The following is a 16655-nucleotide window of genomic DNA, read 5'->3' as shown; positions in this document are numbered from 1 at the left end:
CAGGCCAAGGGGCAGCGTCCAGCTTGGAGATCAGGCGGGGTCCAGAGCGGGGGCCAGGCCAGCGCCGTCGCGCAGGCGCGGGGCATGGCGGTCAACCAGGCTGGCGCTGGCCTGGTTCAGGCCCACCACGGTCACCGCCGTGCCATGGCGGCGCAGCCGGGCCACTACGTCTTCCAGCGCGGCCACTGCCGTCACGTCCCACAAATGCGCGCGCGTCAGGTCGATGCGCACCTGCGGCGCAGTTTCCCGCAGATCGAAACGCTGGGCAAAGACATCGGCGCTGGCAAAGAACACCTGGCCCGAAACGGTGTAGATACGCGTGTCGCTGCCGGGATCGTGGCCCACGCTCACATCCATCAATCGCGTGACCTTGAAGGCAAAGAACACGCCGCTCAGCAGCACGCCCACCACCACGCCGGCGGCCAGATCGTGCGTGGCCACCGTGACGGCCACGGTTGCCAGCATGACCACGCTGGAAACCTTGGGATGGCGCACCAGATCGGCCAGCGATCCCCACGAGAAAGTGGAGACCGACACCATGATCATGATCGCCACCAGTGCGGCCACCGGCACTTGCGCCACCCAGGGCCGCAACGGCACCAACACCACCAGCAGGAACACACCTGCCGTCAGCGTGGAAAGGCGCCCCCGCCCGCCATAGCGCACATTGCCCACCGTCTGGCCGATCATGCCGCAACCGGCGATCCCGCCAAACAGGCCGGCCGCCATGTTAGCGAGGCCGAGCCCGGTGCATTCACGGGCCTTGGAACTCGCCGTTTCGGTCAGATCGTCCACCACGGTGGCGGTCATCATCGATTCCAGCAGGCCCACGGCGGCCATTGCCAGGGCATAGGGAAACACGATCCGCACGGTTGCCAGGCTGAACGGCACATCGGGCAGCGCCAGATGGGGCAGGCCGTCAGGCAGCCGGCCCAGATCGGCAATGGTATGGACCGGCATCGGCACGGCCATGGTGATGGCGGTCAGAACCACGATGCACACCAGCGGCGATGGCACGGCGCGGGTCAACCGGGGCAGCAGATAGATGATCGCCAGGCCCGCCGCGATCAGTGCCCAGGTGTGCCAATCCACGCCCACCATCTGCGGCACCTGTGCAGAAAAGATCAGGATCGCCAGGGCATTGACGAACCCCGTGCGCACCGAGCGCGAGACATAGCGCAACAGCACGTCCAGCTTGAGCAGGCCGAACACGATCTGGAATGCCCCGGCCAGCACCGTGGCCGCCAGCAGATAGGCCAGCCCGTGCGCCTGGACCAGCGCGCCCACCACCAGCGCCACCGAACCGGCCGCGCCCGAAATCATCGCCGGCCGGCCGCCGGCGAAGGCAATGACGATGCCGATCACGAAAGAGGCATAGAGCCCCACCTGTGGATCGACCCCGGCGACAAAGGAAAAGGCAATGACTTCGGGGATGAGCGCAAACGTGCCGACCATGCCGGCCAGCACATCGCGCCGCGCCGCGCCCACGCCGCGAAACCACGACGCGCGATATTCTTGGGAAAACAATGACAACATAGAAAAATCCGCGAAAATCGCAGAGCAGCCTGCCCATCCGGGCGGCAATCTCGAGGCCTGCGAAGTGCGTTGTCCGGCGGATCGGCGGCCGGAATAGCCACCCGGAATTGCACCGGGTCCATGCGAATGCCCGCGCCTTTAACAGCCCCTGTTGCGGTGCGTCAATCGGAATGCCCGCTGATCTCCGCGCCCGCATTGGTGGCAAACTGGCGGTTCCAGATCGTGGCGCCCAGCGAGATGGCAGTCACCACCCAGAACGCAGCCGAAAAATCATCGAGCAGCGGCCGCGTGTGGCCCCGCAGCAGCATCGCCAGGTGCAGCGCCACCGCCGCGATGCAGATGCCAAGCGACAGCATCAATTGCTGGAACGTGGCATAGAAGGCCGTCGCGCTGCTCATCTGCGGCGGCGATATGCCGTCATAGGCAATGGTGTTGTAGGCGGTGAACTGCAACGACATGAAAAAGCCCGACAGCACCAGCACGGCAAACATCGCCCACACCGGCCAGCCCGGCGCGAACAGGCCGCACACGGCATAGCCGGCCGTGCCGATCACCCCGTTCCACACCAGCGTGCGGCGAAAGCCGAAAGCGCGCAGCACGCGCGGCGCGGCGCCTTTCATCGCCAAAGAGCCAATCGCGGTGGCCACCGTGATCATGCCGCTGTGCACCGCCGAAAAGCCGAACCCAACCTGCATCATCAAGGGCAGCAGGAACGGCTGCGCCCCTTGCGTGATCCGCGTGACCGAGCCGGCGATGACGGAGAGGCGGAACGTGCGATCCTTCATCAACGAGAGATCCAGGATCGCCCCTTCGCGCCCGCGGGCGTGGCGCACATAGAGCACGCCGGCCACTGCGCCCACCACCAGCAGCCCTGCCGCAAGCGGCCCCTTGCCGGCGCGGCTCGCCATTTCGAAGCCGAACAGCAGACAGCCCAGCGAAACCCCGCTCAGGGCAAAGCCTGCCCAGTCGATCGTGCCGGGGTTGTCCTCGCGGAAATTGGCAATGAAGCGCCCCACCAGCCACAGGCCGAGCAGGCCGACCGGCAGGTTGATGTAGAAAATCCAGCGCCAGTCGAGATAGGTGACGATGAACCCACCCAGCGGCGGTCCCACCACCGGCCCGATCAGCGCGGGCACTAGGAGCCACGACATGGCACTGACCATGTCGTGCTTGGCCACGCTGCGCAGCAGCACGAGGCGGCCGACCGGGATCATCATCGCCCCGCCCATTCCCTGGACAAAGCGCGCCAGGACCATGAATTCCAGGCTGGGCGCCTGCCCGCAGGCAAAGCTGCCCACCATGAACAGCCCGATCGCCGCGCGGAACACGGTGCGTGAACCAAACCGATCGGCGAGCAGGCCAGAAGCAGGAATGAACACCGCCAGCGCCAGAAGGTAGGACGTGAGCGCGATGCTCATTTCCGGCGGCCGCACGCCGAAATCGCGCGCCATCGTCGGCAGGGCGGTTGCCAGCACCGTGGCGTCGACGAATTCCATGAACAGCGCGCAGGCAACGATCAGCGCGACCAGGCGATAGCTTGCCGTCGATTGGGGTGGTCCGCCCGGACGATGGGCCGGGGCATAGATGCTGACCGCAGGAACGATGCCATCGCGGCTTTCGGCGTTGGCCACGGCAATGCCCCGCCGGCGGGGCACTAGCATGGGCGCTCCCATGGGCAGGGCCGGGCGAGGGAGGAATGGGTCATCGACAACGATCGCTTCCGGTTGGGCGGTGCCATGCATGGCACGCACAAAGAACGCACGGAAAATGCGCGAATAAAGGGCGGCGCCGCAGCACCGTGAATTGATCCGCGATATAGAGACGGGGGCAGGATTTGAAACCCTGCCTCCGCGTGCAATTCTGCGCCGGGCGATTGAATTTCAAGCAACCGCGCGCGGCGGTTCAGCGTTGCCCCGGCGGGTCGGCCACGAAAGCCGGCGGCGTTGCCCCATCGGCAAAGCGCCAGGCCGAAAGGTAGGACAGTTGCAGGATGCGCGTCATCTTGGCGTAGTTGATCTTGTCGGCCGTGTCGGTGGTGTGGTGATAATCGGGGTGGAACCCGGTGAAGAACCAGAATGCCGGGATATTGTTGAGAACAAAAGGAAACTGGTCGCTGCGGAAAAACACGTTGAGCGCGTTTTCGTGGTCGAAGCGATCGTCCAGCACCAGCCCGACGCTGCGATTGGCCTCTGCTACGGTGCGCGCGTAATCGGGGCTATAGGCTGCGCCGATCAGGTTCAGTCGGTTGGTCGTGTCGGCCGGGATCTCGATCAGGCCGGTGGTCTGGTCGCTGGGCGCCTCGTTGCGGCCGATCATGTCGAAATTGATCATCGCGCGCGTGGTGGCCAGCGGGCGCAGCGGATGGGCTGCCATGTAATAGGCCCCGAGCAACCCGCGCTCTTCGGCGGCAAACACCGTGAACAGGATGGAGCGGCGGGGTCTCGCACCATTGGCCACGAAGGCGCGGGCCAGTTCCACCACGCCTACCGTGCCCGAACCATTGTCGTCGGCGCCGTGCCAGATTTCCGGCCCGCTGGACCCGTCGTGATCGTGATGTGCGCTGATGATCACGGTTTCGGGCGCCAGCGCCGGGTCCGATCCCTTGAGCAAGCCCGCCACGTTCCATGTCACCCCGCGCGAACGCACGGTGTTTTCCAGGTGCAAGGTGACTTGCGCACCCGCCAGCAGGCGCGATTGCGGCACCAGCGCCTTGTCGATCGCGGCTTGCAGCGCGCTCGGGCTCTGCCCGCTGGCCGCCAGCAGTGCCGTACCGGTTTCGTCGTCCACGGTGATCACCGGGATGCGCAACGCATCGTCCACCAGCGCCTGCGCCGGCAGGGGCGGCGTGCGCTTGGCGCTGCCACCGATGCGCATCACCCGATCAAAATTCGACGGATGCTTGCGGTTGGGTTCGGCCATCACCACCACGGCCAGTGCGCCATGGGCCTGGGCATTCAGCGCCTTGACCCGGTTGGTGGCATAGCGGGTGTTGCCCGTGCCGCCAAAGCGCGAGGCCGGATCGTTTTCCTGCGGCTCGTGCTCGAACACCACCACGATCCTGCCCTTGGCGTCGAGCCCGCGATAATCGTCATAGCCCACGCCTGGCGCGGTGATGCCATAGCCGGCAAAGGCGAGCGGCGCGGTGATCTCCACATCGTCGCGATAGCCGCCCATGATGTGTGGTGCCTGCCAGCGGCGCGTGGTCCCCCCGCTGATCAGCGCCAGGAAATTGGCAGCCGCATTGGGGCGATATTCCACCAGCGGCACGGCCTGCAGAAAGCTGGGCGCGCCGCTGGCGTCGGTCGCTGCCGGTTCCAGCCCGGCCTTGGCAAATTCGGCCGCCACCCATTGCACCGTGGCATCATCACCCGGCTGCAACGACATGCGCCCCTGCAACGCGTCCGACGCCACCAGGCCCAGGTCCGCGCGCAAGTCGCTTTCGCGGATGCGGTCAAAGCCGGCTTTCTGCGCGGCAGGGATCGGGGCCGATTGCGCCACCGCAGCGGTCGGCGCTGAGATCGGCAGGGCAACCGTCAACAGCAGGGTGATTGCGGCCTTGTTCATGGCGGGCGGGCTCCATCGCGGCAGGGGAAAGACGCTGGCTATAGCCAGCCCGCGTGCCGGTCAAAAGCGATAGCTGATCCACCCCGCGATAAAATCCGAACTGCGATAGCCCGCGTCGGTCAAGGCCGCGCGCGCCGCCAGGTGTTCATAGCGCCCGGTCAGCGTCAGGCGCGGCGTGGCATTCCACACCAGTTGCGCCCGCATCACGTCGGCAATCTTGCGGCCGTGATAATTCTGCGTGCCGGCAAAGGGTTGGCCATTGGCGCGATAGACTGCGTCATAGACATTGTCACGCCACACCAGTTCGTATTCGGCGCTCAACCGCGCGTTGCGGAACGGGGTGAAACTGGCGTTGGGCGTCACCGCCACGAGGTTGGATGGCGTGAGGTACAGCTGATAGCTGAAATAGATGTTGTTGCCGAACGGGGCATATGCATTGCGCAGCTTGCCATCGCCATAGCCGCCCCCGCCGCTGGCATAATCGACATGCACGCCCACGCGCGGCGCGGTCTTGGCCGGGCCCTTGCCGATCCGCCAGGTCTGCGCCAGGAATGCCTGCCAGGCGTCGATACCCTGGTTCATGAACGTGCCCCACTGGTGGTTGACCGACCAATCCAGGCCCAGCCGCCCCACATCGCCGCGCAGCTGCGCCCCGGCGTAAAACCGCGTCGCCGGGCCGATCCGCCCGCCCCAGGTGCCCACCAGGTTGCGCCGGCGCCAGGCAAACAGATCGAGCGTCAGCTGCGATCCCCCCAGCATGCTCTTGGGCAGCACGAACCCGGCAGTGACACCGGAAAAGCGCCGGGCCGGATCGACCACGTCGTCATCGGTGCCCAGGTCGCCATAGGCCGTCGGCTTGAGATCGAACAGCGTCAGGCGCGCATTGCTGGTGCGCACCCAGCCGCGAAACCCGTTCAGCGTGTAGCGGATGGTGTTGTTGTCGCGCTGCGACACCAGGATATTGGGCCCATCGGTGAATTCCTGGCGGCCATAGCGCGCGCCCACGTCGGCCGCGCCGATCGTGCCGTCCACTTCCACGAAGTGCTGGAGGAACACCAGGTCGTTGCGCAGCGTCGCCGCCGGGGCGCCCAGGTTGCGCCCGCCGATCCCGCCATGCGAGATTTCACCATAGAGCCGCAAATGCGGGCCGATGTGCAGGTCTGCGCCCAGGGTTTCGCGGTTGATGTCCTGCCGCTGTGCCTGCGCGTCGCGCAAGTTGGGATTGGTCGTCATGTTCATGCGCAGGCGCAGTTCGCCCGACAGCGTCAGGTAGCTGTCGCCGTCGGCGTCGAGCGGAATGAACTTCAACCGGTCAAGCGGATCGTCGCGCTTGGCCGGGTTGCGCATCCCGCGCCAATCCTCGGCCCAGCGCGACAGGGCATAGCTGCCCGGCGCGGCGGCGGCATCGCCGTTGTAGGCCAGCGGATAGCTCTTGCGCTCGCTGCCAGCGGTGGGTTCGGGCACGGTCTCGGCAAGGGCGGGCGTGGCGGTAAGCAGGCAAAGCGGGGCCGTGGCGGCCCGCAGCCGCGAAAAATTCAGGTCCATGATGAACTCTCCCTTGGTGCGCCGCTGCTTAGGCAGCGTGCGCCTGTTGTGCCGGCGGGGGCAGCGCCTTGCCGTGCAGCGCTGCATCAAGTGCCTCGTGGTCCAGCGCATTTTCCCAGCGCGACACCACGATGGTGGCCACCGCGTTGCCGACGAAGTTGGTCAGGCTGCGGCATTCCGACATGAAGCGGTCGATCCCCAGGATCAGCGCCATGCCCGCCACCGGCACCGAAGGCACGATCGACAGCGTCGCTGCCAGGGTGATGAAGCCCGCGCCGGTTACCCCGGCTGCGCCCTTGGACGACAGCATCGCCACGCCCAGCAGCAGGATTTGCTGGCCCAGCGTCAATTCCACGTTGCAGGCCTGGGCAATGAACAGCGCGGCGAGCGTCATGTAGATGTTGGTGCCATCCAGGTTGAAGCTGTAGCCGGTGGGCACGACAAGGCCCACCACCGTCTTGGAACAGCCGGCGCGCTCCATCTTCTCGATCAGCGCGGGCAGCGCGCTTTCCGAGGAAGACGTACCCAGCACCAGCAGCAGTTCCTCGCGCAAGTAGGCAATCAGCCGCAGGATCGAAAAGCCCGCCAGCCGCGCCACCACGCCCAGGACCACCAGCACGAACAGCAGCGCGGTGATGTAGAACGCAGCCACCAGCTGCGCCAGGTTGGCCAGGCTGCCCACGCCATACTTGCCGATGGTGAAGGCCATCGCGCCAAACGCGCCGATCGGGGCGGCCTTCATCACGATCGACACCAGCTTGAACACCACGATCGAAACGTCGTCGAGCAGGCTGAGCACGCGTTGGCCACGCTCGCCCACCGACGCCAGCGCGATGCCGAACAGCACCGCCACCACCAGCACTTGCAGGATATTGCCCTGCGTCAGTGCCGAAAGGAACGTGTCGGGGATCATCGCCGAGAGGAAGCCCACAATCGTGCTTTCATGCGCCTTGGCGGCGTAATCGGCCACCTTGCCGGCATCGAGCGTGGCAGGATTGATATTGAGGCCGGCACCGGGGCGCATCACGTTGCCCACGATCAGCCCCACCACCAGCGCGAGGGTGGAGAAAAACAGGAAATAGGCAAAGGCCTTGGCCGCCACGCGGCCCACTGCCGCCAGATCGCGCATCCCGGCGATGCCGGTCACGATGGTCAGGAAAATGACCGGGGCGATGACCATCTTGACCAGCTTGATGAACATGTCACCCACCGGCTTGAGCGCTTCGCCCGCCGCCGGGTGGAAATGGCCGAGCAGGACGCCTGCCGCAATCGCGGCCACCACCTGGACATAGAGATGGCCATACCAGCGCCGGGCCGGCTTGGCTGCGGGCGCAGATGGATCAGTCGCGGCAACGATCATCGGAAAATGCCTTTCGTCCTCTCGGCAGGTCGCGTTGCTTGGCCCTGCTTGATCCCTACCATAGGCGGCTGCAGCGCGCGTCAAAAGGGTTTGGGATCACTTATTTTACCAATAGTATTCAGTGCTATAACTGCATCCTTGCCATTCTTATGTGCAGATTTCGACACATCTTTCTGCAGAGATGTGCAATTTTCGGCTCAGCCTGATAGCATCCCGCCCATGTCATCACTCCGCCGATTCTGGGCCCTTGCGGCCGTGCTGCTGCTGGCGCTTGGCGCTGCCGCGCTCGCCGGGGCGATTGCCCGGCAGGTGATGCTGGCGCGCGTGGAAACCCAGGGGCGGCAGGACCTGCGCTTGCGCCAGGCGCTGCTCGCCAGCGAGATTGCCCGTTTCCGCCTGCTGCCTCGCGCGCTGGCCGATGATCGCGATCTCGTTGCCGCGGCGCAGACCCCAGCGCCTGCCGCCCGCGCCGCGCTCAATCGCAAGCTGGAAGCGCTGGCGCGGGAATTCGGCGCTGCAGCCATCTATGTGATCGATCGCGGCGGGTTTGCCTTTGGCGCGAGCAACTGGCGCCAGGCGCAAAGCTTCATCGGCCGCGATTACAATTTCCGCCCCTATTTCCGGCAGGCGCTGCAAAGCGGCCAGGCGCAGCAGTTCGCCTTGGGCACCGCCAGCCACAAGGCGGGCCTGTACCTGGCCACGCGCGCGGCGGGCGGAGCGGCCGTGGTCGTGGTCAAGCTGGAATTCGATGGCATCGAAAGCGCGTGGCGCGCCGCGCCCGGCATCACGTTCGTTACCGACCCGCAGGGCGTGGTGCTCGTGGCCAGCCGGCCCGACTGGCGCTTTGCCGCCACTGCGCCGCTCGCGCCGCCCGTTCGCCAAGCCGAGCAGCAATCGCTCGGCGTGCCCGCCCTGCCACCGCCGCCCTTCGCCCGCCCCTCTGCCGGGCTGCTGGTGCCGGTGGGCACGGCGACGCCGCATCTGCTGGTCCAATCCGCGCGCGATGCGGCGGGCTGGCGGCTCAACCTGGCGCTGCCCTTGGCGGGCACGGTCGATCCGGCGGTGCGCGTCGCCCAAGGCACCACCGCGCTGATCGTTTTGCTGCTTTGCGCCGTGGCCGCTGCCTTGGTGGAGCGCGCGCGCCAGCGCCGGCGCCGCACCGCCCAGCTGGAAAGCGCGGTAGCGCAGGCCACGGCCGAACTGCGCAGCGAAATCCAGGAACGCACGGCGGCAGAGGCCCGCGCCGCCACGTTGCGCGAAGGCCTGCGCCAGGCCAATCGCCTGGCCACGCTGGGCCAGGTCACGGCCAGCGTGGCGCATGAAACCGCCCAACCGGTGGCCGCCATCCGCAACTATGCCGCCAGCGCCGCGCTCCTCCTCGATCGTGGCGAAAGCGCAGAGGCGCGCGAAAACCTGGCGGCGATCACGCGCCTGGCCGACCGCATCGGCGCGATCACCCAGCACTTGCGTGGCTTTGCGCGAAAGGGCAGCCGCGGCGAAAGCGCGATCGTGCTGGCAGAGGCACTCGACGGCGCGCGCCTGATCCTCAAGGAGCAGCTGTCACGCGTGTCGCTAGCCCTGCCCCCGCTCGATCCCGCGCTGCGGGTCCGGGCGGAAAAGACCCGGCTGGAACAAGTCCTGGTAATCATCCTGCAAAATGCGATCGAGGCGCTGGCCGGCGTGCCCGATGCGGCAATCACCATTGCGGTGGCCGAAACGCCAACGACGCTCGACCTGACCATTGCCGACAACGGCCCCGGCCTGGACCCCGAAATCGCCGCAAGGTTGTTCACCCCGTTTGCCACCAGCAGGCCGATGGGCCTGGGGCTGGGGCTGGTGATCGCCAAGGATATCGTGGAGGAATTTTCCGGCAGCCTGGTGCTGGTGCCCAGCGCGCAGGGCGCCGCGTTCCGCGTGACTCTGGTGCGCGCGGCATGAACGACGCTGCCCGCCGCATCGCCCTGGTCGAAGACGATGCCGATCTGCGCGCCTCCACCGCGCAACTGCTCCGCCTTGCCGATTTCCAGGTGCGCGAATTTGCCGATGCGCCCGCCGCGCTGGCGGTACTCGACGCCACCTGGCCCGGCGTGGTGATCAGCGACGTGCGCATGCCCGGCCTTTCGGGGATCGACTTGTTCCGCGCCCTGCGCGCGCGGGACGAGGAACTGCCCGTGATCCTGATCACCGGCCATGGCGACGTGGACATGGCAGTCGATGCCCTCAAGGCCGGGGTCTGGGATTTCCTCACCAAGCCCTTTGCCGCCGAAGCGCTCATCGCCGCGGCCGAGCGCGCCGCCCATGCCCGCGCCCTGGCTTTGGAAAATCGCCGGCTCCAGGCCCAGGCGCAGGATGGCGCCGCTGCTGCCGCGCTGATCGGCACCTCGCCCGCGATCCGTCGGCTGCGCGACATGATCCCGACGCTGGCCGACGCCGATCTCGACCTCCTGATCGAAGGGGAAACCGGCACCGGCAAGGAACTGCTCGCCCGGTTGATCCACCAGGGGGGCAAGCGCCGCCGCCATCGCTTTGCCACGGTCAACTGTGCGGGGCTGGGCCCGGCGCTGGAGGATGAAATCCTTTCGTTGTCGGGCGGGGCCAGCCTGGTCCATGCCAGCCGAGGCACGCTGCTGCTCGACGATATCGATGGCGCCAGCCCGCGCTTTCACAGCCTGCTCGTGCCGGTGCTGGAAGACCGCGCGCTGGCCGTGCCCGGCAAGGACGCAGTGCCGCTGGACTTGCGCGTGATCGCCACGGCGGGCAGTGCCGATGGCCTGCCGCCCGCGCTGCTCCATCGCCTGGCGGGCATGCGCATCGCCATTCCGCCCCTGCGCGCGCGGCGGGAGGATATTCCGGCGCTGTTCGCCCATTTCGCTGGAGAAGCGGCAGCCCGCGCCCGCCTGCCGCTGCCGCGCCTGGTCCCGGCGGTGCAGGACCGGCTGGAGCGCCACGACTGGCCCGGCAATGCCCACGAACTCGCCCGCTTTGCCCAGCAATGGGTGCTGGGCCTGGTCACGCCCGAGCTACCGCCGGCGCCGGGCGAAACGCCGCTATCGCTGACCGAACGCGTCGATGCCTTCGAACGCGCGGAAATCATCGCCGCCGTGCGCGCCGCGCAAGGGCGCATTGCCACCGCGATTGCCACGCTGGGCCTGCCGCGCAAAACGTTCTATTACAAAGTCAACAAGTTGCAGATCGATCTTCAGGCGCTTCGGCAGGTTTAGGCGCGGACAAATTCGAATGGCCGCTAGCGCCCAGCAGTGGACGCTGATAGTTCTGCCAGATCGTAAACTATGTTATGCCGACCACGTCCAACGAGGTTCTGGGTGCACTGTGAAAGATCGGCGATTAATGTGGGTAGCGCTGGGCGCTGGATTAGCGTCCGTCGCGTTTACACTCGCTCAATTTTTACCGATAGTGAAGCAGGACACCCGCTTTCTCGCTATCGATTTCTCTCATGACGATGAAAAGGAAGTGATTATGACAGTCGGCGAATGTCTTGGTAGTTTCAAAGTGCTTTCTTCAAGCGATGGAGCGATGATCAAGGTGCCGCTTAAAGCACTTGATTCAAAAAATTTTATTTGCCTCATTGATAAACTTGGGGATGTTAGACATTCCATGGTCATCGAGGCACACGAGGGGTTTTGATCGTTAGGCCACCCTATTCGCCCGTCGCAAAAATCTATTCAGCTCCAACTTTGCCAACGCCCCCTCCTCACCAATTTCCACCGACCCAAAATCGCTGAATCGCGGGCTCTAATTGCGCAGCGCGGCCTCGCCCCAGACAACCGGATCGGGTGCGGCGCTCGCCTGGGCAGGCCGGGCAACCAGCTCGATCAGGCGAACGCTGCGCACGTCCGCGCTGATCGGCACCAGGGCCGCGCCCGCGCGCAGCGGCACAGAGCGGGCCAGCAGGCGCCCGTCGCCATAGACCAGGAACGTCACCGCCCCGCTGTTGCCCCAGGCGGCATCGTCCACCCCCACCCGCGCGGTAAAGCGGGCATGACCGGCATTGCGCACTTCCAGGCGCGATCCGGCAAGAATGCCGATCCCGGTGTCGAGCTTTTCGTGGCCGGCCTGCAGTTCCTGGCCATAGGGGCCAGTGTCCACCGCCGCGCCGCCCCAACCGCCATAGCGCGGATGCTCGCCCGTGCCGCGCGTGTCGTTCCACGGCGACAGCCCGAGATGGACCTGCGGATCGGGCTGGGGCTGCACCACGCCGTCCACCGCCGGGTTGACGCTGCCCGGCATTTCCGAAAGATAGATTCCGTCGGGCAGGCGCCGCGCGCCCGCAACCTTGAGCAGCACGGTCTCGTGCGGGGCGAGCGGAACCGTGGTTTCGTTGGCAAAGCGGCTGGCCTTGCCGGTCCACAGGTCGGTGGTGGCAATTTCCCCGGTCATTTTCAGATGCGCGGCGGTCAGCGTGGCATGGGTTGGCGCGGCACTGCGGTTGAACAGCGCCACGGCCTTGGTGCCATCGGCCAGGGTCTTGACGTAGATCTGCACTTCGGCGCTATCATGGGCGAGCACCGCCTGGTTGCCCGCCGGGTCCTGGTTGATGGCGATCGCGGCCTGCCAGCCCAGCAGGGCAATCTGGTCGGCATTGGCCTCGCGCAAATCCATGCCAATGAGCAGCGGCGCGTTCTCGATCGCCCACAGTGCCAAGTGCGAGCGCGCCTCGGTCATGTGCGCGGCGTCGAACTCGCCCTTGCCGATGAACAGCATGTCGGGGTCGTTCCAACTGCCGGGATGGGCATAGAGCGCGCGCCGCGCCGTGGTGTCGAGATTGTGCAGCATGCGCGGCCAGGTGGGCGAGATATCCTCGCTGGTGCGGCTCATGTTGCCCAGGTCCTTGCCCCAGGCGCGCACATTGGCCGATCCCCACAGACACAGCGAGAATACATAGTCCCCCGCCGGGCGGGTGCGCGCCAGGGCATCGGCCACCGTGCCATAGAGGCGGCGCACTTCGGCAATGTCGGTGCGGGGCAGTTCGTCGAAATCGATCACCGGGCCAAGCGGGCGATAAAGGCCGGCCTTCACGCGCGGGTTGTCAGGCCCCAGCCCGCGGATGCCACAGCCATCCACTTTGATGAGGTCGAACTTCCACTCCTGGAAATAGAGCGCGATGTCCTGCTCGATATGGCCGTAAAGGCCAACCTCGCGTTCGGCCTGCGTGCCTTCGGGCAGATTTGGCGCGTCGGCCCCGCCGAACACCTGGCTACAGCTGTTGCGACCGATGTCGGAATAGATGCCGGCCTTGAGGCCCATGGCATGCAACCGGTCGGTCAACGGGCGCAGCGACGTGGCGCCATCGGGCGTTGCGGCCGAAGGAAACATGGCCGTGCGCACCAGCATGCGGCCATCGGGCATCCGCCGCTTGAGCCACCAGCCATCGTCGATATCGACATAGCGATAGCCCTTGGCCGCCAGCCCGGTATCCACCAGCGCCTGGGCCGACGCCATCAGCTTGGTCTCGTCGATCGCTGGGCCAAAGGCATTCCAGCTGTTCCAGCCCATCGGCGGCGTCGGCGCCTGTCCGCGCGCATTTGCGCTCCACCGCCCGGTGGGGGCCAGGGCATCGGCCGGTGTGCCGGCTGCTTGCGCCAACGGGGCAAGAGCCAGGCTGGCGGCAATAGCGACGAGGGCGGCGGCAGGCGCGGGCAAAAAGCGCATGGTCTGGTCCTTTCGGGGCAGTCCGGGCGGGGGCAGCGGACGTGCGGCGGCAAACCGATGGTTGCGCAACCATCCTGCGGTGCGCCGGGCTGCAAAGCAACCGTGTGGCCAGCGCGCCCTGTGCAAAAATCCGCAGGGAGAGGCCACATCGCCCGCCTGCTCTCCCACGCCGCGTGCCGGGCCCTATGTCGGAAATTGGTATCGTCCCCGTGCGTCCGCGGGGTGGAACCAAGCCCTCCAGAAATCCGCAGAATCTGGGCCCTTCCGTCGTCGCCAGGCGCCTCGTTGCGGCGCGCTGCCTTCGTAAAGATAGGACAAAAACAAAACGTGCTATGCCGGCCGCTGCGACCGGCGGGGCGGCACGGCCAGGTCGCGTTGGCTGGCATCATTCCCCGCGCGCGGAAAGGCGCCGATGCCCGCTTGCGTTGCCGCCACTATCTTTCACCAAACCTTGATGATAATTGACAAATTATAAATTCTCATAGGTATGCGGCGTGATCGCGCCCGTGCTGACGCTCTCCGGCTGATCGGGGCTGGTCCTGCTCGCATCGCGCCAGGTGTCGCGCGCCACAGCATAGGGCAGCGCCGCTTTGCTCCGACTAAAAAAATACCTATTTACTACCATTGCATCAACTCTCCCGAGATGTATAACCAACCTGTCTTGCTGCGCGGCGGCATGACACGGTGCCCATCTCGTCGTTCAGACCCACCGGAAAGGTTAATGCGTGGAGGCCAAGTTGATCACGCCCTCAAGTTCCCCCGAACCGGGTGCCAGCCCTGCCACTCCCGCAACGGCAACCACCTGGATGCATCGCGAAGCGGCAGAGGCTGGCGAGGCGGTGTCCCGTTTCCTTGCGCGCAATGCGCAAGCGCTGGCCGATCTCGGCGCGCGCCTGCGCCAGGCCCCGCCGCCCCTGGTCCTGACTTGCGCACGCGGTTCTTCCGATCACGCCGCCACGTATGCCAAGTATATGATCGAGACAGTGCTGGGCATTCCCACCGCATCGGCGGCCTTTTCCACCGTCTCGCTCTATGATGCGCCGATGCGTGCGGCCGCTGGCGCCGCGCCGCTGTGCATCGCCATTTCGCAATCGGGCCACAGCCCCGACATGCTCGCCACGGTGGAACGCTACAAGGCTGCCGGCGCGCTGGTCGTCGCGCTGGTCAACAACGACGATTCCCCGCTCGCCCACCTTGCCGATGTGGCCCTGCCGCTTTGCGCCGGGCCGGAAATCTCGGTGGCGGCAACCAAGTCGTTCATCACCTCGCTCGCCGGCATCGCCGCGCTGGTGGCGGCCTGGAGCCAGGACGAAGCCCTCGTTGCGGCCCTGCCTGGCCTGCCCACCGCGCTCGACCAGAGTTTCGCGCTCGATTGGTCGGCCGCCCAGGCCGGCCTGCAGGATGCGACCAACCTGTTCCTGATCAGCCGTGGCTATGGCCTGTCGATTGCGCAGGAAGCCGCACTCAAGCTCAAGGAAACCAGCGGCTTGCATGGCGAGGCGTTCAGTTCGGCCGAAGTGCGCCACGGCCCCATGGCTATCGTGCGCGATGGCTTTCCGGTGCTGGGCTTCGACATCGGCGGCCAGACCGGGGAAGACGTGCGCCAGGTCTGCCGCGATTTTGCACAGCGCGGCGCGCAAGTGTTCCTGGCCACCGCCCAGCCAGAAGCGATCCCGGCCGACAGCGGCGTAACCGTGCTGCCCGCGCTTGCCGCAGACGAAGCGATTGCGCCGCTGCTGCGCATTGCCAGTTTCTATCGCATGGTCAATGCCCTGTCCCTGGCGCGCGGGTTCAATCCTGACGAGCCGCCGTTCCTGGCGAAAGTGACCCGCACGCGATGACAGTCCTGGCCTTTACCAACGGGCACATCCTGCTGGGCGATACGGTGGCAGGATCGGCCGCGTTCACCCTGGCCGATGGCCGCATCGTGGCCGTGGCCCCCGATGTGGCGCCTGGCGCGCCAGCGATCGATCTGGGCGGCGGCTGGCTGTTGCCCGGCTTTGTCGATACCCAGGTCAACGGTGGCGGCGGCGCGCTGCTCAACAACGATATCACCGTTGCGGGCTTGGCGACGATCGCCCGCGCCCATGCCCGCTTCGGCACAACGGCCCTGCTGCCCACGCTGATCACCGACACGCCCGATGCCATGGCCCGCGCACTCGATGTGGTGGACGAGGCCATCGCGCAAAGTCAGCCCGGCATCGTCGGCCTGCATATCGAAGGGCCGTTCATCAATGCCGTGCGCAAGGGCATTCACGATCCCGCGCTGATCCGCCCGCTGGACGATGCCCTGCTCGACCAGTTGTGCCGCCCCCGGCGTGGCAAAGTCATGCTCACCATCGCGCCCGAGCAGGTGAGCATCGAGGCCTTGTCCCGCCTGGTGGCTGCCGGCGTCATCGTCAGTGCTGGCCACACGAACGCCACTTATGACCAGGCGCGCGCCGGCTTTACGGCCGGCATCACCGGGGTCACCCACCTTTACAACGCCATGTCGCCGCTCTTGCATCGCGCGCCCGGCATGGTCGGCGCCGCGCTGCTGGACCAGGGCGTGTGGTGCGGCGTGATTGCCGATGGCGTGCACGTTGCCGCCCCGGCACTGGAAATCGCGCTGCGCATGAAGGGGCCGGACCGGCTGATGCTCGTCACCGACGCCATGCCCAGCGTGGGCATGAGCGACGGCACCTTCGAGTTGAACGGACGGACGATCACCGTAACCGATGGCGTGTGCCAGGATGGCAATGGCACCCTGGCTGGCTCCAGCCTGGACATGGCCGGCGCGCTGCGCAACATGGTGGCGATGACCAGCGCCGACGTGCCCGCGGCAAGCCGCATGGCCAGCGCCACGCCGGCCCGGTTCCTGGGCCTGGCCGACGAGATCGGCACGCTTGCCCCCGGCCATCGCGCCGATCTGGCATGGCTCGATGCCGCGCTCGCGCCGGTGCAATGCTGGATTGGTGGCGCCGCGATGATCTGACCGCGC

11 protein-coding genes and 1 other annotated feature are annotated in these 16655 nt (G+C 66.5%); of the genes, 5 read left to right on the top strand and 6 right to left on the bottom strand.

Annotated elements, in window-relative coordinates; translation table 11 throughout:
- Nucleotides 1-30: 30 nt before the first annotated feature.
- From FHW94_RS17460 to FHW94_RS17440, 5 genes are all read right to left on the bottom strand, one after another.
- Entirely contained in the window at nucleotides 31-1536 is a 1506-nt protein-coding gene (locus tag FHW94_RS17460; RefSeq protein WP_168557105.1) for a SulP family inorganic anion transporter, read from the bottom strand.
- Between the two features lie 67 nt (nucleotides 1537-1603).
- Nucleotides 1604-1659: a sequence feature (sul1 is cis-regulatory element that is thought to sense ions involved in sulfur or methionine metabolism; They are found in Alphaproteobacteria), on the bottom strand.
- Between the two features lie 38 nt (nucleotides 1660-1697).
- A complete protein-coding gene (locus tag FHW94_RS17455) occupies nucleotides 1698-3197 on the bottom strand; it encodes an MFS transporter (protein WP_168557104.1) in 1500 nt (499 codons plus the stop codon).
- Between the two features lie 241 nt (nucleotides 3198-3438).
- Nucleotides 3439-5100 (bottom strand): M20/M25/M40 family metallo-hydrolase, encoded by a 1662-nt coding sequence (locus tag FHW94_RS17450; RefSeq protein WP_168557103.1) that lies wholly within the window; start codon nucleotides 5098-5100, stop codon nucleotides 3439-3441.
- A gap of 60 nt (nucleotides 5101-5160) precedes the next feature.
- Complete coding sequence (locus FHW94_RS17445) at nucleotides 5161-6645, bottom strand: alginate export family protein (RefSeq protein ID WP_168557102.1); 1485 nt, start codon at nucleotides 6643-6645, stop codon at nucleotides 5161-5163.
- A 28-nt stretch (nucleotides 6646-6673) separates the two neighbouring features.
- Nucleotides 6674-8005, bottom strand: a complete 1332-nt coding sequence (locus FHW94_RS17440) for a dicarboxylate/amino acid:cation symporter (protein ID WP_168557101.1) — start codon at nucleotides 8003-8005, stop codon at nucleotides 6674-6676.
- Between the two features lie 219 nt (nucleotides 8006-8224).
- Between FHW94_RS17440 and FHW94_RS17435 the strand changes: the two genes are divergently transcribed.
- The 3 genes from FHW94_RS17435 to FHW94_RS17425 all read left to right on the top strand — a co-directional run bounded on the left by FHW94_RS17435 (nucleotide 8225) and on the right by FHW94_RS17425 (nucleotide 11650).
- Nucleotides 8225-9943 carry an ATP-binding protein gene (locus tag FHW94_RS17435; RefSeq protein WP_168557100.1) on the top strand — a complete coding sequence of 573 codons (1719 nt, stop codon included), beginning with the start codon at nucleotides 8225-8227 and terminating at the stop codon, nucleotides 9941-9943.
- Entirely contained in the window at nucleotides 9940-11226 is a 1287-nt protein-coding gene (locus FHW94_RS17430) for a sigma-54 dependent transcriptional regulator (protein WP_168557099.1), read from the top strand. The genes FHW94_RS17435 and FHW94_RS17430 overlap by 4 nt, the downstream gene beginning before the upstream one ends.
- Before the next feature lie 127 nt (nucleotides 11227-11353).
- Complete coding sequence (locus FHW94_RS17425; RefSeq protein WP_168557098.1) at nucleotides 11354-11650, top strand: hypothetical protein; 297 nt, start codon at nucleotides 11354-11356, stop codon at nucleotides 11648-11650.
- Nucleotides 11651-11758: 108 nt separating this feature from the next.
- Here the strand turns inward: FHW94_RS17425 and FHW94_RS17420 are convergent, their stop codons facing one another.
- Entirely contained in the window at nucleotides 11759-13675 is a 1917-nt protein-coding gene (locus tag FHW94_RS17420) for an NPCBM/NEW2 domain-containing protein (RefSeq protein ID WP_168557097.1), read from the bottom strand.
- Nucleotides 13676-14481: 806 nt separating this feature from the next.
- Here FHW94_RS17420 and FHW94_RS17415 point away from each other — a divergent pair.
- On the top strand, nucleotides 14482-15516 hold the full coding sequence (locus FHW94_RS17415) for an SIS domain-containing protein (protein ID WP_168557294.1): 1035 nt from the start codon (nucleotides 14482-14484) through the stop codon (nucleotides 15514-15516).
- Entirely contained in the window at nucleotides 15513-16649 is a 1137-nt protein-coding gene (gene nagA, locus FHW94_RS17410; protein WP_168557096.1) for an N-acetylglucosamine-6-phosphate deacetylase, read from the top strand. Before FHW94_RS17415 ends, nagA begins: the two co-directional genes overlap by 4 nt.
- Nucleotides 16650-16655: the final 6 nt, after the last annotated feature.

It is taken from the genome of Novosphingobium sp. SG720 (genome assembly GCF_012275365.1).
Classification (GTDB): Bacteria; Pseudomonadota; Alphaproteobacteria; order Sphingomonadales; family Sphingomonadaceae; genus Novosphingobium; species Novosphingobium rhizosphaerae.
This window is presented reverse-complemented; position numbering and strand designations above follow the sequence as displayed.

Bases quoted from the DNA above. Each gene is read 5' to 3' on its own strand.
- FHW94_RS17415 (WP_168557294.1), top strand. From the start codon at position 14,482: ATGCATCGCGAAGCGGCAGAGGCTGGCGAGGCGGTGTCCCGTTTCCTT.
- FHW94_RS17425 (WP_168557098.1), top strand. From the start codon at position 11,354: ATGTGGGTAGCGCTGGGCGCTGGATTAGCGTCCGTCGCGTTTACACTC.
- FHW94_RS17455 (WP_168557104.1), bottom strand. From the start codon at position 3,197: ATGCTAGTGCCCCGCCGGCGGGGCATTGCCGTGGCCAACGCCGAAAGC.
- FHW94_RS17445 (WP_168557102.1), bottom strand. From the start codon at position 6,645: ATGGACCTGAATTTTTCGCGGCTGCGGGCCGCCACGGCCCCGCTTTGC.
- FHW94_RS17420 (WP_168557097.1), bottom strand. From the start codon at position 13,675: ATGCGCTTTTTGCCCGCGCCTGCCGCCGCCCTCGTCGCTATTGCCGCC.
- FHW94_RS17460 (WP_168557105.1), bottom strand. From the start codon at position 1,536: ATGTTGTCATTGTTTTCCCAAGAATATCGCGCGTCGTGGTTTCGCGGC.
- FHW94_RS17440 (WP_168557101.1), bottom strand. From the start codon at position 8,005: ATGATCGTTGCCGCGACTGATCCATCTGCGCCCGCAGCCAAGCCGGCC.
- FHW94_RS17450 (WP_168557103.1), bottom strand. From the start codon at position 5,100: ATGAACAAGGCCGCAATCACCCTGCTGTTGACGGTTGCCCTGCCGATC.
- FHW94_RS17430 (WP_168557099.1), top strand. From the start codon at position 9,940: ATGAACGACGCTGCCCGCCGCATCGCCCTGGTCGAAGACGATGCCGAT.
- FHW94_RS17435 (WP_168557100.1), top strand. From the start codon at position 8,225: ATGTCATCACTCCGCCGATTCTGGGCCCTTGCGGCCGTGCTGCTGCTG.
- nagA (WP_168557096.1), top strand. From the start codon at position 15,513: ATGACAGTCCTGGCCTTTACCAACGGGCACATCCTGCTGGGCGATACG.